This window comes from Prosthecobacter sp., assembly GCF_034366625.1.
Classification (GTDB): Bacteria; Verrucomicrobiota; Verrucomicrobiia; order Verrucomicrobiales; family Verrucomicrobiaceae; genus Prosthecobacter.
This window is the reverse complement of record NZ_JAXMIH010000003.1, coordinates 26,946-41,629: the sequence shown is the minus strand read 5'-3', so window position 1 is coordinate 41,629 and position 14,684 is coordinate 26,946. Positions and strand designations below refer to the sequence as shown.

10 protein-coding genes are annotated in these 14,684 nt (G+C 61.0%); 7 read left to right on the top strand and 3 right to left on the bottom strand.

Translation table 11 applies throughout. The features are described 5' to 3' along the window. Nucleotides 1-40: 40 nt before the first annotated feature. The gene (locus U1A53_RS00690; RefSeq protein WP_322278252.1) at nucleotides 41-4,528 is read right to left on the bottom strand and encodes a PVC-type heme-binding CxxCH protein; all 4,488 of its coding nucleotides are present in this window, start codon (nucleotides 4,526-4,528) and stop codon (nucleotides 41-43) included. Nucleotides 4,529-4,640: 112 nt separating this feature from the next. Here U1A53_RS00690 and U1A53_RS00685 point away from each other — a divergent pair, with 112 nt between their 5' ends. After that, nucleotides 4,641-5,474, top strand: coding sequence for an AraC family transcriptional regulator (locus tag U1A53_RS00685; protein WP_322278250.1), 834 nt, complete (start codon nucleotides 4,641-4,643; stop codon nucleotides 5,472-5,474). A 174-nt stretch (nucleotides 5,475-5,648) separates the two neighbouring features. Then, the gene (locus U1A53_RS00680; RefSeq protein ID WP_322278248.1) at nucleotides 5,649-6,983 is read left to right on the top strand and encodes a prenyltransferase/squalene oxidase repeat-containing protein; all 1,335 of its coding nucleotides are present in this window, start codon (nucleotides 5,649-5,651) and stop codon (nucleotides 6,981-6,983) included. Nucleotides 6,984-6,985: 2 nt separating this feature from the next. Here the strand turns inward: U1A53_RS00680 and U1A53_RS00675 are convergent, their stop codons facing one another. Beyond that, nucleotides 6,986-9,739 carry a phosphoenolpyruvate carboxylase gene (locus tag U1A53_RS00675; RefSeq protein WP_322278246.1) on the bottom strand — a complete coding sequence of 918 codons (2,754 nt, stop codon included), beginning with the start codon at nucleotides 9,737-9,739 and terminating at the stop codon, nucleotides 6,986-6,988. A gap of 434 nt (nucleotides 9,740-10,173) precedes the next feature. Here U1A53_RS00675 and U1A53_RS00670 point away from each other — a divergent pair, with 434 nt between their 5' ends. The 3 genes from U1A53_RS00670 to U1A53_RS00660 all read left to right on the top strand — a co-directional run bounded on the left by U1A53_RS00670 (nucleotide 10,174) and on the right by U1A53_RS00660 (nucleotide 12,923). Continuing rightward, the gene (locus tag U1A53_RS00670) at nucleotides 10,174-10,602 is read left to right on the top strand and encodes a hypothetical protein (protein WP_322278244.1); all 429 of its coding nucleotides are present in this window, start codon (nucleotides 10,174-10,176) and stop codon (nucleotides 10,600-10,602) included. A gap of 330 nt (nucleotides 10,603-10,932) precedes the next feature. Next, nucleotides 10,933-11,529, top strand: a complete 597-nt coding sequence (locus tag U1A53_RS00665) for a hypothetical protein (RefSeq protein ID WP_322278243.1) — start codon at nucleotides 10,933-10,935, stop codon at nucleotides 11,527-11,529. A 152-nt stretch (nucleotides 11,530-11,681) separates the two neighbouring features. After that, nucleotides 11,682-12,923: an SUMF1/EgtB/PvdO family nonheme iron enzyme gene (locus U1A53_RS00660; protein WP_322278241.1), complete on the top strand. Its 1,242-nt coding sequence runs from the start codon at nucleotides 11,682-11,684 to the stop codon at nucleotides 12,921-12,923. Nucleotides 12,924-13,276: 353 nt separating this feature from the next. Here U1A53_RS00660 and U1A53_RS00655 read toward each other — a convergent pair whose 3' ends face one another. After that, nucleotides 13,277-13,504 (bottom strand): hypothetical protein, encoded by a 228-nt coding sequence (locus U1A53_RS00655; protein WP_322278239.1) that lies wholly within the window; start codon nucleotides 13,502-13,504, stop codon nucleotides 13,277-13,279. Nucleotides 13,505-13,677: 173 nt separating this feature from the next. On the opposite strand from U1A53_RS00655, the gene U1A53_RS00650 reads away from it, so the two are divergent. Next, entirely contained in the window at nucleotides 13,678-13,857 is a 180-nt protein-coding gene (locus U1A53_RS00650; RefSeq protein ID WP_322278237.1) for a hypothetical protein, read from the top strand. A 4-nt stretch (nucleotides 13,858-13,861) separates the two neighbouring features. Beyond that, nucleotides 13,862-14,668, top strand: coding sequence for an alpha/beta hydrolase (locus U1A53_RS00645; RefSeq protein ID WP_322278235.1), 807 nt, complete (start codon nucleotides 13,862-13,864; stop codon nucleotides 14,666-14,668). Nucleotides 14,669-14,684 lie beyond the last annotated feature (16 nt).

The window sequence follows — 14,684 nt, the reverse complement described above, 5'->3', positions numbered from 1 at the left end:
GCCTCGGCTTCGTGTGTCACTCGAAGCTGTTTTGCGACTCCTAGCCCTTCAGCGTCATCAGATAGGCGAGCAAATCGGCCACCTGCTGGTCATGCAAAGTATCCAGCAGTCCTTCAGGCATCAGCGAACGACGAATGAACTTCGTGGAGCGGATGTCGGGTTTGTTGACGCGGCGGTCGGGAAGGCCGGGCTGGCGGATGATGGTGGCCTGCTTGTCTTCACTGACGAAGAAGGCGTCGATGAGGTCGCCATTCTTCATTTCGACGCGGAAGATGCGGTAGCCGGGCTCCATGGCCGCGTTCGGCGTCAAAATGTTGCGCAACACGGCCTCCAGGCCCATCGCGCCTGCGCCGGAGAGGTTCGGGCCGATTTGTCCGCCCGCATTGCCGATCTGATGACAGGCGATGCAGAGGGCGCTGAGGACTTTGCCGTTGGCGGCATTGCCTTTGGGCGCGAGGGCGGAGAATTTGGCGAACTTGGCGTCGAGGGCCTTCGCCTGCTCTTCGGTAAGCAGCGGCGGGGTATCGATGGTTTTGGCGATGCGGGCGCCTTGGCCGAGTTTTTCCCCGACTTTGAGATAGGTCTTATGGGACTCATGCGACGCATAGGACCTATCGAAGCCACTGCGGATCTCCGTGGCGCTGCGGGCGGTCTTCCACACCCGAAACTCCATCATGGCTCCCTCCGTGCCCTGCTTCGGACCACTCCAGCCGATTTTGCAGTTTTCCCACTTCGCGGGCGCAGGCTTGCTGCCCGTGGCATCCAGTTCGCCGTTTTGGTAGATGCGGATGATGCCTTGGGCATCGCGGGTGACGGCGAGGTGGGTCCAGAGATCGGGGGTCATGGGTTTGGTGGCCACGCAGACGTCGTGCAACTCAGAGCCGGCATAGACGCGGAATTTGCCGCCGAAGAAATTCATGTCCACGCCGCCGCGCACGCCGAGGAGGCTGTCTTCATTGCTGATGCCGGGCGCGAGCCGCACCCAGGCCTCGACAGTGAAGGGGCCATCGAGTGTGATCTTCGAATCGACCCACGCAGTGTCCTGGCCGTCGAGCAACAAGACCTCGCGGAAGATGCCGCCGAGCTGCTGCTGGAGTTTGGTGATGGCAGGATCATCGCCGAGCACGGTGGCGAGTCGTTCGACGGTGGGGCCGTCGAGGTCGGCCTGCGGCAGCGTTTTGTCGAGCAAGGCGGTGACGATGGTCTTGGCACCGGCTTTGGTGCTGGAGAGAGTGTTCAGCGCGGTGCGGCGCTGCGTGGGCTGGAGGTTCGGGTAGAGCGCGAGAAGCTTCGTGGCGGCATCGGGGGCGCGAGAGGCGGCGAGGGTGGTCACCGCTTCCTCACGCACGAGCTGATCGGGATCGGATTCCGCAATTCTGGCGAAGAGTTCGGCCTCACCGCTGCGGAGTTCGCGGAGGGCGACTAGTACCGCGCGTGCGCCGCCAGTCCCCGATATGGAGACAGAGCTAGCTCCGCTGACTGGCTGCTTGAGCATCGCGATGAGATTGCCTTCGAGCGCGGTGAGCTGGAACCCACCGATGATCTGGAGCGCAAGGCTGCGGACAGGAGTGTCCGCGCTCCCGATCATGCTTTTCGCCGTCTCCGTGAGCAGCGGAGCGATCTTGGCGGCATCGAGTTTGGTGCGTTGGGCGAGAAGCTTCTCGGCGACGGCGGCACGGGACTTTTCGTTCGTGAGCAGCGCTTGGAGAGCCTCGCCGACACCGGCTTCGGCGGGGAACTGGGCGAGGCGGAGGAGTTCCTCGTCATTCGGGGCGCGGTCGAGCTGCGGCAGCAGTTTGGCGACGCGGGAAGCGCTGGCCTTCGGCTCCAACGCGAGCGAGGCGAGCACACGGGCCTCCACGGGCAGTTTCGCGGCGGCTTCGGAGTCGAGGAACTTCGCGACGACCTCGGGATGACGCTCCAGGAACATGCGGACGAGGAAGCGCTCGAACTCGCGGTCATAGGCCTCGCGCACGGGGATTTGCTTCGGGGCGCGTGAGGATTGGATCGTGGGGCCTGGGAGGCTGGGTTTGGCGAAGGCCAACAAGAATGTTAATGTCTCGTTCTGAGCCCTAAAATCACCACTCTCAATTGTGCGCAACAGTTGACTGACTGCACGAATCACCATGCAGCGTGTGCTGCTGCTGGTGGATGTGGCTAGTTTGGCAAAGGCGGCGCAGGTCTCCACTGATGTCCAATTGGGATCCTCACACGCACTTACGATCTCACGATCTAAATTTGAAGATTTTGTCTCTGGCCAGGTCGGGAGTCGTGATGGTGAATGAAGCTCAAGTTGGTCCAACAACGGAAAAGCACCCTTATTATGCGGCCCAACCTCCCGGAGCACCCAGAGAGATTGAATGCGCTTTGAAGCAGCTGCGGCCTGCGAGTGAAAAAGGCTAATGAGCTTCGACACGTCGCTTTTAGGCTGAAGTTCTTTTTTCTTCAGCTTATCGAGAAAATAAACTGACCAAGCCTCATCCCATTCGGCAAGTGATGGACGATCGGCCAACGTCTGCCACGCGAGATGTGCCTTCGCGGCGGGCTCCGTGCCAAGTATGTCGATGAGTTCGTCGGCGTTGAGTTTGGTGAAATCAGCCACTTCGGTCTTCGCGCCCTTAGGCTTCACCCGCCAGATGCGTCCCCGCGTCTTGTCGCGATCAGGATGTGCACGCGGCACTTCGTTGTGGGAGATGATCTTGTTGTACCAATCGACGATGTAGATGCAGCCGTCGGGGCCGTTGGTGAGGGCGACGGGGCGGAAGAAGGGATCGTCGCAGGTGATGAGGTCGGGGAGCTGGGCGAGCTTCCAATACGCGCCGTCGCGATGCATGGCGATGGTTTGAATCTTCGAGATGATGGGATTGGCGACGGCCATGACGTGGGCCGGGACTACAGTACTCTGAGGCACTGCAGATGGCGAGAGCGGTCCGCTTTCGATGAGCGCGAGACCGCTCAAACCGGTGCCGCCCATGCGGACATCAGTCATGGGCGGGAAATCGGGCTGGTAACTTTTTTTGAGCGCCTCCATGCCGCCGGGGTAGTAGGCGTATTCGTGGAAGGGCATGACGGGGTAGCCGTAGTCGTTGGCCTCCTGGATGAAGGTCTCGCCTTCGCCGGTGATCACCAACCCCCAGATGTTGTTCGGGCCGGTGCTGATGACCTCGAATTCGCTGCCGTCGGGTCTCATGCGGGCCATGCTGCACTTGGGCCAATCGACGACGACATCGCTGCCGGGTTTGTGGACTTTGCTGTTATTAAAAAGACCCTGCGCCATCCAGATCCAGCCGCCGGGTGCCCGCGTGAACTGATGCGGAAAGAGATGCGAGTCCTGCACGCCGAAGCCGGTGAGCACGACGTCGAAGGTGTCCGCCTTGCCGTCGCCGTTCGTGTCTTTGTAGAGCTTCAAGTCGTGGCCGTGCTGGACGTAGCAGGTGTCGCCATTGCCCCAGGGCAGGATGCCGAGCGGGATGGCGAGGCCGTCGGCGAAGACGGTGGCGTCGGTGAGTCCACCCTCGGGAATCTTTCCGTTCAAAGACTCCCGAGGATAGACGAGCACCTTGTCCTTGCCTTTGCCCGCATACACCGCCTCGGCGGCGGCGGGGTTCTCATTGGAATCGACAGGATACTCCAGCGCGGTCTGCGTCCACATTCGCCCTCGCTGGTCAAAGTAAACGCTGACGAATTTGCCGAGGCCCTCGCTCTCCTGCACGACGAGCTCGATCTCGTAGCCTTCGGGCAGGTGGAACTTCTTGAGTTGCTCCTGAGCGGTGAGCGCAGTGCCTTGGACGTTGTTGTAACTGATGTCGCGCTTCGGTGCGGTGGCATTGGCTTGTGGCTTCGGCGGCAATTTGGCCTTCATGCCTTCGAGGCCGCCGATGCTTTTCCAAGTGGGCGCACCGGGCGTGGCGGGCAGTTCTTCAATGGTCACGTCTTTGACCTGCACGAGACAAACGCCGCCGCTGTGGACCTGCGGGGCGATGTGGCCGTCGAGGGCGATGTTGGGATCGGTCTCGGTGTAGTCCATGCAGTGGACGCCATTGATCCAGGTCTGGATGCGCGGGCCTTCAGCGCGGATGACGTATTCGTTCCAGCCAAAGACATCGATGGCCTTGTCGAGCGCGGCCTGCTGCTCGGGCGTGGGTGCCCAGATGACCTTGTTGCGGCGGTGCTCGTCGTAGATTTTGCCGAACCAGCCCGCGCCGCAGTCCACCTGGTAGCCGCTCATGGCGCTGCCGTCGCGGACGCTGCGGATCTGGATGCCGCTGTTCAGCATGCCAGTCTTCGGATCGCCACTGACTTTGATTTTGAGCTTCAGCTCGAAGTTCTGGTAGGACTTCTTGGTGCTGATGAAGTCGTTCTTTTTGATCTTCTCCGTCGTGGAGCCGCCGGTGATGACTCCGTCTTCGACACGCCACATGGCGGGATCAAAGTCCCAGCCGTCGAGGGTTTTGCCGTCGAACAAGGAAACCGGCTCTGCGAAAGCCGATGTGGTGAGCAAGAATGCGAGGAGTGGTAGATGGCGCATGGTGGGAATACGAGGTTGAGCACGCAGGCTAGCAGGATGGCATGCACGCTGTCATGCCTGAAATGCACCTGTGCGTGACATCATTGAGGAACCGCGATTAAATGAGCCCTGCATGAACGACGAACTCCACGAAACCACCATCGACGGCCCGCGCACGCGGCGCTGGGTGGTGGAGGCGCGGGAGTGTGTGGAGATGACGACGCACCGCATCGCACGACTGGGTATGGATGAGACGCTGCCGCCGTATCGTCGCGTGCGGATGACGCCGGAGGGCAGTTTTGTTTTGGCCTGCGTCAGCGGGGAAGGGGAGATCATGCTCGATGGACGCTGGCAGCGGGTGAAGCCGGGCATGGTATGTCTGGCTCCGCCGCGAGTGTTGAATGCGTTTTATGCGAAGAGCCGCGAGCGCTGGTGTTTTGCGTGGGTGCGCTACGACGAGCCGAGTTTTGTGACGCCGGTGGTCGGCGCGGCGTCGCCGGTGATGCCGACGGCACATGCGGATGAGATCGTGCGCATCATGACCGGTCTGCGGGCGGAATGGGAGGGCGAGCGTGAGGCGCGACTGATTCATCACTGGCTGGAACTGCTGCATGCGACGATCCGCCGCATTGCTCAGCCATGGTGGCGGCAGGAACCTCGCGTGGCGAAGCTGTGGGCCGATGTGGAGCAGGATTTGATGCGCGACTGGACCCTGGTTGAGCTGGCGCATCGCAGTCATTGCAGCCCCGAGCACTTGCGCCGCTTGTGTTTGAAGGAACTCGGCCGCAGCCCGATGCAGCATCTGACGTGTCTGCGTATGGAGCAGGCGCGTCGCTTTCTGGAAACGGAGAACGACAAGCTGGAAGTCGTCGCCGCGAACGTGGGCTATGCGAACGCAGCGATTTTTTCGCGTGTGTTCAAGCGCTGGGTCGGCGTGGCTCCAGGGGAGTATCGTGGGAGAGTGTGATCCATCCATGCCTGAGGCGATGATCTTGTACAGACCGGCGCTCTGACATGCCGCTGTGATTTCATTGGGCTCGACAGGTTGCGGGTCTGCGTTCATAGGCTTCGCTCCTTCATGGAGTCTTCTGCCTCATGCCCATCTGTCACAGCACAGCCGCGCCACTTGGTGCGCTATTTCATGGTGGCTCTGAGCCTGGCGGTGATGCTGCATTTGTTGTTCCTGGGCTTGCTTGTCATCGTGGTGGAAATCGGCGAACCTGCGCCGCAGGCAGAAATCCTGGCGTTCACGCAGGCGGAGACGCCTGCGCAGACACCGAATGTGTCAAAGCCCATGCCGGCCGACGCGCTGGCGATGCCCCCGACTCCTCAAATCCAGGACTCGTCAATCCACGGCACCATGACGCTGCCCAGGCTGGCGATGACCGTCTCTCCAACGATGAGGCTGGGGGAGGCGAAGCCGATCTTCAATGGCGGTGGCGGCATGGGCGTGCCGCTGGCGATGCGAAGCCGCGGCAACGTGGACAATCGCTTGAAACTGCTGACGAAGAGAGGCGGATTGCCGGGGGCCGAGGATGCGGTGCAGCGGGCACTCGACTGGCTGGGACGCATGCAGAATGAGGACGGCTCCTGGGGCAAGACTTACAAGGTGGCGATGACCGGCTTCGCAGTGCTATGCTTTCTGGGACACGGGGATACCGTCGATTCGGCGAAATATGGTCGTGAGGTGACACGGGGCGTTCATTTCCTGACGGAGGTGTCGGCAAAGAACGAGGGGCTGTTGGCAACGGTGCCAAGATCCAACGGCGCCTGCTATGAGCACGGGATCGCCACCTATGCGCTGGGTGAGGTGTATGCGATGGCGAGGTTTGGCCAGAAGGACCTAGGGCCGGTGGTCGAGGCCTTTGACAGCGGGGTGAGGATCATCCTCAAGGGGCAAACGGAGGCGGGCGGCTGGTTATACAACTACCGCCCCGGCCCCAATGGCGACATGTCGGTCACGGGGTGGCAGTACCAGGCATTGAAAGCCGCGCGGCAGACACGTCTGAATTTCCCGACGCTGGAACAGCAGATCCACAAGACCGAGCGCTTTTTGCTGCACATGCGAGGTCCGAGAGGAGGCTTTGGCTACCAAGAGCCGGCGGACAGGGAATCTCTGACAGGTGCCGGTGTTCTGGGACTGCAAATGTTCAATCCTCAGGAGCACCGGATGGCGATCATTGAGGGGTTGCAATTCATCCTCAGCGGCCAGGGGAAGAAGAGATGGTCTGGGGCCGATGTGTATGCCTGGTACTACAACACGCAGGCGGCCTTCAATTTCGGCGGGACGGCCTGGGAGCGTTGGAATGCCATCTTTCAAAAAGAACTGCTGCAAAACCAACAACTAGACGGCCACTGGAGCCACCGCTCCGCCAGCAAGGCGAAGTTCGACTCCGACCTGTTCTGCACCGTGCTTTGCACACTGATGCTGGAGGTGTACTACCGCTATGAACTTCCACCGTCCGCCACTCGTTAGGATCAACCCGTCGTCCGCAATCCAGAGGCGATGGCGTTGATGGAGATCAGCAAATCGGAGACCATCGCATCGGCAGCTTCGGTTTTGCCAGCGGCGGCGAGGGCACGCCAGTCGCGCAGCAGGGCGATCTGCTGATGGTGCAGCACTTTGAGAGGTTCTTCGCGAATGTTCAGGGTGTAGGCGAGACGCGGGCGGCGTTCTTCGAAGGTGCCTTGGAACAGGTCGTCGATGCTGCTGCGCGTGGCTTCGTATTCACTGAGGATGGTGCCAAGAAAGCGGTCACGTACAGCGGTGTCTTCCACGAGATCAGCGTAAGCACGCATGAGGTCGGTGTTGGCGCTGACGAGGGAGCTTTCGATGTTCGTGAGCACGTAGCGCAGGAAGGCGGAGCCGGGGAGCGCGGCGGCGAGGGTGGCGTAGCCCGCCGGGTCGTCGGTCTTGAGTTTTTGCAGCGCGCTGCCAGCGCCGAACCAGCCGGGGAGGTAGAAGCGTGATTGCGTCCACGAGAAGACCCAGGGAATGGCACGCAGATCATCGAGTGAGGCCTGGCCGGTGCGGCGGGCGGGGCGTGAGCCGATGCGTGAGTTTTCCAGCGCATCGATCGGCGTGGCCTGCCGGTAGAACTTCATGAAATCCGGCGCGTGCAGGAAGGCGCGGTAGGCATCGCGGCTGGTGGAGGCGAGTGTGTCAAAGAGCGCTTCGAGTGCGGGATGCGCGCGGGATTCGGTGCTGCGATGGCGTGCTGTCGCAGCGGTGGCGGAGGCGATGAGCAGCTCGGCGTTGTACACGGCGGAGCCGATGTGCGCGTATTTTTGCGCGATGGTCTCGCCCTGCTCGGTCATGCGCATGCCACCGCTGAGGGAGCCATGCGGCAGTGCCTCCATGAACCAATGCGTGGGCCCTGCGCCGCGTCCGACGGTGCCGCCACGGCCATGGAAGAAGATGGGACGCGCGCCGTGCTTGTGAATGGTCGCCGAAAGCTCGCGCTGGGCACGATGGAGAGCGCACTGGCTGGCGACGATGCCGCAGTCCTTGTTCGAGTCGGAGTAGCCGACCATCATCTGGAACACGGGTGTGCCGCCGTTGCTTTGCGCGTTGAGGCTGCGCCGCGTGACGGGATGCGCGAGGAAGGACTCGACGATGCCGGGACCGGCTTCGAGGTCGCCCATGGTTTCAAACAACGGCACGACAGGCAGCGGGCAGACGAGGCCTTCAGCGGACCATGCCATGAGTCCGGCCTCGCGGGCGAGGAGATAGACGATGAGTAGGTCTTCGACGCGGCGTGTCATCGACACGATGAGCGAGCCGAGTCCGGCATTGCCAAACTGGTCGCGATGTTCTGCCAGCACGCGGTAGCAATCGAGCACCGTGTCGGCCTCAGGGCCGGCGGAGATGCCGGGGGAGAGGAAGGGACGCGGTGAGGCGAGTTCACGGTCGAGCAGCGCGCGTTTTTGCTCGATGCTCCAGTCGATGAAGGAGCCTTCATCGAGCAAGCCGGCGGCACGCAGCAGTTGATCGAGCGCCTTCTCGTGGAAGGCGGAGTTCTGGCGGACGTCGAGCGCGGCGGAGTGGAAACCGAAGGCGGCGAGGTTGCGGCGCAGCGGCACGATCTGCTCTTCCACGACGGATTTGGCTCCCACATCGAGCAGGGTTTGCGACAGCGCGTCGAGATCGGCGCGGAGTTCGTCAGGCTGGTTGTAAGCGGCGGGCGAGGCGGGTTTTTCGATGGCGAGGAGGACTTTCGCCCGCATGAGGTAAACTGCGGCGCGCCAGGGCTCCTCCTTGTTGCGCTCCAAAATATAGGCCGTGTCGATCTGCGGCTCGTTTTGCAGTTTCGCGGCGAGCAGTTGGATCAAATTCGTGAGCCGGTGCGGCGTGGTCTGAAACAGCGAGCTGAGCGTCAGATGATGCGCGAGGGATTCGAGCGCCCGGCGTTGCACGCGCAATGCATTCTTGCGCAGGGCCTGCAAGGCGTGGCGCGTGACATCGGCGGTGACGAAGGGGTGCCCATCGCGGTCGCCGCCAATCCATGAACCGAAGCGCAGCAGCGGCGGGAGCTGGTCGATTTGTGCGGGATCGTATCCTGCGGCCTGCCAGGCCTCGCGCAGATGCACGTGAGCACGGGCGAGCGCCTCGGGAAAGACCTCGCGCAGGTAGTGCAACGCGTTTTGCAGCTCAGCCTCGATGCTGGGGCGGGTGACGTGGATCTCGCCGGTGCGCCAGAGATTCTCGAGCTGGGTCTGAAGCTGCTTTTGCAGGCGGGCCTGCTCACGCGGCGTGTAGGCCGGGTTCTCATGCCGGTTCATGAGACTGTAGATCTCGCGGTGCAGGTCACGCACAGTTTCACGTTTCGCCTCGGTGGGGTGCGCGGTGAGCACCGGTTCGACGCATACCTCTTTGAGGGCCGCGAGGATGTCGGCCTGATTGAGGCCGAGGGTGTGCAGTTGCTTCAAGTTGTCCGCCCACAGGCCCTTCTCGGCCTCGGGTCCATGTTTTTTCTCGCGCAGCCGGCGGATCTGCGAAGCGGCGCGTTCCTCGACGACGTTGAGAAGCTGAAACGCGATGGAGTAAGCCTGACCCAGGGAGCGATTCGTCTTTTGCGGCACACCCGTGCCGATCCAAGGCAGGCAGGCGGCCAGTTCCGGCTCGCCAAGCTGCTTCAGCACGGCGGCGAAGGCATTCATGAGGAAATGCAGGTCGTCTTGGAGGAGCTGGAAGCCGTGGTGGCGGAGATTGGGCGCGGGAGTTTCGGACATGGCTGGAAGGGACGTTTGTCAGAGCAGGATTGGTGCCTGTTTGGGCAATGACCTGCCCGCATTGCTACGCGCCCGCCTGCAACGCTATGCGTAGCATTGCGGGCAGGAAGCGTTGCAGGCGGGCGAATGCCGAATGCTGAAGGATCAGGCGAAGATCAAGCGGCAATGCTTCGGACGGCGAATCAGTAGCAGATGGCAGGGGCTTGCGCCAAAAAGTCTCCACATTCCATTGTCGGAGCTTCCGTGACCGGAATGTAGCCGCCGCAAGCCGCTGTCGGAGCTTCCACGGCCGGAATGCAGCCGCCGCAAACCGCTGTCGGAGCCTCCATGACCGGAATGCAGCCGCTACAGGGCGGTTCGCAGCATGGACGGCGTGGAAGAACCTCGCCCGCGCCGGTGGCACCCCGCCAGCGACGGGCGCGCCCGTGGACCCGGTGTTTCCCACCGAGGTCACCGCCGTGGCCTTGGGCATCGAAGTGCGCTTCCGTGCGCTGGTGAAGGCGATCAAGACGCACCCCAACTACAACGACTCCATCGGCCAGGTCCTCGGCATCGAAGGGCCGGTGCAGACCGGTCCCGACCTCAGCATCATCCAGCCGATCATCGACGCCATCCTCAGCGGCAACGCCGTGCAGATCGGCTGGGGCTGGGGCGGCCACAGCGCCTTCCTCGACATGCTGGAACTGCAAGTGGACCGCGGCAACGGCTGGGTCCTGCTGGCCTACGACACCACGCCGAACTACACCGACACCACCCCGCTGCCCGCCACGCCGACGAAATGGAAGTACCGCGCCATCTACCGCGTGGGCGACCATCAGGTGGGTGTGTGGAGCAACACCGTGGAGATCATGGTGGGTGGCTGAAGCGAAGCGCCAAGCCGCGCTCCGAATCCCAATGGCCTGCCATGCGAGTGGCAGGCCATTTTTTCCCCAAGCTGTCCTGTTGCAAATAACAAGCCTCTTGCACAGAACCGACATTTTTGCGTAGCTTTGCACCAACAAAACCGTCGGCTATAAAGGCGTTGGGACAAATCCGACAAATCTGCTCACCATCCACCTGTTAGGCGACATCCACGCACGCTCCTGAAATGCACCCAACACTCGCAAAGATCGGATATGCGCCTTCCGAGTGCCCGACGCTTCACGCTTTGTAACATGCAACAAACACCAACACCTGGTCGTTCTCCAATCGTCATGAAAAGCAACAGCTTTATTTCAAGCACCATTGCCATTGCGATGGTCATTCTCGCATCAAGCATCCTGGCACAGAATCCGAAGCCGTTGCCCAAACCATCGCCCTCTGAAATCAGAGTGCTGCCGTTTTGTGGGACAAAGAAAGACCTGAAGATCGATCCCAAAACCAAGGGGATATTTAATGAACTATCGGTGACGAAGAGCGGCCGGATCCGTATCCATGGAACGAAACAGGATGACAGTGGGAGAATTAATGGAGAAGTGGTTTACCACATCGGCAAGATCGCCTTGATCCCAACCGATGACAGGACCGGCAAATTGGTGGCGAAACTGGGGTCGCAACAGTCAGTCCGCCGCTACTTTGTGGCACTTGAAATGGAGGACAAGCTTCAGACAGAAGAAGTCACGCTCACGGAGGGCAAGATCTATGATTGGTCCGTCAAGTCTGAGAATGGAAACACCACCTTGAAAATCACTGCAGGTCAGGCGGAGGTGGCAATGATCACGGCTCCTACGGCTCAAGTCAAAGGCGCGGGATTTGCAGTCACTCTCCGGTTTACCAAGAATAAGGCGGACTTGGAGGTGGAGTTTGATTGAGACACAATCGCGTGGTCATACCAGCGGCTTTGTGGGCAGCAGTAATGTTGGGACTTCGTGGGTATTTGAGACATTCCTTGCATGAGAAAAAGATCAGCTGCTGCTGGCGTTGAGGCCGGTTGGGACCATCATCACTCATACCATCTTCTGCCATGAACTGCCGACTTCTTTGCTTTGCCTTTCTTGTTGCCAAAATCGCCGCCGCCTATGCCGTGTCCCCTGAACTGGCCGCCTTGCAGCAGCAATATGCGTTCGCTGTGGCCGAGCGTGTCACGATCCCGTATGACGTCGGAGTCGAAGCTTTGAACGCCAAATTCCTGACAGCGCTCAGCAGTGCCGGCGATGAGGCCAAGAAGGCGGGCAGCTTGCCTGAGGTGCTTGCGATCGAGGAGGATAAGAAGCGCATCACCGGCAAGCGGTCACTGCCTGACAAGGATGATGAAACGACACCGGCCTCCCTGAAGAAACTCCGCTCCGTTTACCGGGCAGAGTCGGCAAAACTCGCCCAGCAGCACCTTGCTGCCCAAGCCGCCCTCTTGCCCTCCTACACCGCGAAGCTGAAGGAACTCGAAAGCACCCTGACCAAGGGAGACCGTTTGGAGGAGGCGAAGGAGGTCATGCAGTATCGCGAAGGGTTGGGGACGTTGGAGGCTCCCTTGATGGCTGGCAGCCATTCAACCAACAGCCTCGGAATGAAGTTGGTGAAAGTCCCCGACACCGATGTGCTCTTTTGTGTCCATGAGACCCGCAGGCAGGACTATGCCGCATATGCGGCAGACGTTTCTGGTGTGAATGACGCATGGAAAACGATGCAGAAAGATGGCGTCACTATGGGAGACAGAGACGACCACCCTGTGGTGGGGGTGAGTTGGGAAGATGCACGGAAGTTCTGCGAATGGCTGGGCAAGCGGGAAGGCAAGATATACCGGCTGCCAACGGATGAGGAATGGAGCATTGCTGTCGGACTTGGCAGGGCAGAGAAACGGCCTTCAGGGATTACCCCTCAGATGCTGAGTGGCAAAGAAACGACCGAGTTTCCCTGGGGTGGCAGCTTTCCACCCCGCACAAAGGACAAGGCTGGCAACTTCGGCGGCATCGAGTATCACGAGAAGTTTCCCACGCTGCCGTGGCTCGAGGATTATTCGGACGGTTTTGCCACAACCTCTCCCGTGATGAGTTTCAAGCCAAACAAGCTGGGACTGTATGACATGGGCGGGAACGTGTGGGAGTGGGTGGCGGACTGGTGGGATGCAGCGCAGAAAGATCGTGTGTTGCGCGGTGCCTCGTACTACGGCTGTGACCGCCTTCGCCTGCTCTCATCTTACCGTTTTCCCCAACCACCATCGTTTCGCGGTACCAGTCACGGGTTCAGGTGCGTGATGGTGATGCGTTGAAGCGGGTGCCTTGAGTTGGTGCTGGAAGCGAAAGAACCGTAGCCTGCGGGATCTCGGCAATTAATTCAATCCAGCTTCAGCAAGGCGTTCCTTCAGGTCGCTGGCAAGGAGGGCCTGGGTGATGGGGTCGATGCGGCCTTCCATGAACTGATCGAGGTTGGAGCGCACGCGTCCCGCGTGCTGTCTTCAGCGTCCGCGCTGAAGACGGTTCCAAGACTCGGCTTCGTCGCAGAGGATCAAGCTGGGAAAGGCTCGTCTTGGGACGATTTCCCGCGAGGACGCGGGAAATGGCACGCGAGACGCGTGCGCTCCCGTTTAGTTCAGCCCCGCTTCGGCGAGGCGTTGAGCCGGGGTCAACGGTAGCGGCCGTAGTGACCGTAGTAGCGGTTGTCGTAGCGGCGGCGGTTGTGGTTGTTGGCGATGCCGTAGGCGATCAATCCGACGGCGGCGGCGCCGAGGATGGCGGTGCTGGGCTCCACGACCTGACGTGGGCGACCGTGGGCGTCATACGCGGTGGTGCAACTGACGCCCAGTGAAAGCAGGAGGCCTGCAAAAACGAGACGTTGGAGGGTTGTTTTCATGATCCGTGAGACGCGCGGAGGGCGGGAACTATTCAGATGAAGACGAGGGAGAAAATGGAAATGGGAAAGCAGAAAGCAGAGGGTGGAGCGTTGGCACGGCGGAACTTCAGCGCTTTTGCTGGCGTAACCCGAGCAAACGGTGTTAGGAATGTGTGACCACATCCCACAGCACCATGGCGACACCCAATTACAGTTTCGAGAAACGGAAGCGCGAGCAGGCCAAGAAGGCGGCGAAGGAAGCCAAACGGCTGCGGAAGGCCGAAAAGACCACCACTGCGGAGACTCCCGGGGTTGTGGAGGAGCCTGCGGCAACGTCGTTGAGCGTCCCGCTCAACACGACCGGAGATGCCTGAGGCCATGTCTCCCAGCCTGCCATGGTTGCTGGTGTTGAGCCTGCTGGCGAGCTGCCTGCTGGTGGCGCAGGAGCCACCAGTGAAGAAACGTAAAACGCCGGTTCCCACCTATGAACGGGTCCACTACGGCTCGCATGAGCACCACGTGCTTGATGTGTGGGTCGCGGATTCCCCGATTCCGACGCCGGTGCTGGTGTCGATCCACGGCGGCGGATTTCTCAATGGCGATCCGTACATTGAGCCGCCGCTGCTCAAGCTGTGCCGGAATGCGGGCATCTCGGTGGTGGCCATCACGTACCGACGCACCAACGAGGCCATCGCCCCGGCGGCGTTCCAAGATGCGGCGCGGGCGATCCAGTTCATCCGGTTCAAGGCGAAGGAATGGAAGCTCGATCCGCAACGGATCGCGGCGCGGGGCGAATCCGCAGGTGCCGGCATCTCGCTCTGGCTCGGCTTTCACGACGATCTGGCCGATCCCGACAATGCCGACCCGGTGCTGCGCGAATCGACGCGTCTGACCTGCATGGTGACGTTGGACGGTCAGTGCAGCTACGATCCACGGTTTATTCGCGACCTGTTTCCCGGCGTGGACATTTACAAGAACCCGGCGATCTCGAGCCTGTTCGGCATCGACATCAACAAGCTGGACGAGCTGCCTGAGGAAAAGCTGAAGCTCTTTGAGGAGGTGGCCGCGATCAACCACGTCACGAAGGATGATGTGCCGGCGCTGATGGTGTACACGCGGCTGCTGACCACACCGCCACGGAAAAGGGCGCGGGCACGCATCATCCGCTGTTTGGCCAGAAGCTGAAGGATCGCATGGATGC

What these genes read in the sequence shown, in the direction of transcription:
- U1A53_RS00645 (WP_322278235.1), top strand. Translation starts at nt 13,862, where the DNA reads ATGTCTCCCAGCCTGCCATGGTTGCTGGTGTTGAGCCTGCTGGCGAGC.
- U1A53_RS00675 (WP_322278246.1), bottom strand. Translation starts at nt 9,739, where the DNA reads ATGTCCGAAACTCCCGCGCCCAATCTCCGCCACCACGGCTTCCAGCTC.
- U1A53_RS00660 (WP_322278241.1), top strand. Translation starts at nt 11,682, where the DNA reads ATGAACTGCCGACTTCTTTGCTTTGCCTTTCTTGTTGCCAAAATCGCC.
- U1A53_RS00665 (WP_322278243.1), top strand. Translation starts at nt 10,933, where the DNA reads ATGAAAAGCAACAGCTTTATTTCAAGCACCATTGCCATTGCGATGGTC.
- U1A53_RS00685 (WP_322278250.1), top strand. Translation starts at nt 4,641, where the DNA reads ATGAACGACGAACTCCACGAAACCACCATCGACGGCCCGCGCACGCGG.
- U1A53_RS00680 (WP_322278248.1), top strand. Translation starts at nt 5,649, where the DNA reads ATGGTGGCTCTGAGCCTGGCGGTGATGCTGCATTTGTTGTTCCTGGGC.
- U1A53_RS00690 (WP_322278252.1), bottom strand. Translation starts at nt 4,528, where the DNA reads ATGCGCCATCTACCACTCCTCGCATTCTTGCTCACCACATCGGCTTTC.
- U1A53_RS00650 (WP_322278237.1), top strand. Translation starts at nt 13,678, where the DNA reads ATGGCGACACCCAATTACAGTTTCGAGAAACGGAAGCGCGAGCAGGCC.
- U1A53_RS00655 (WP_322278239.1), bottom strand. Translation starts at nt 13,504, where the DNA reads ATGAAAACAACCCTCCAACGTCTCGTTTTTGCAGGCCTCCTGCTTTCA.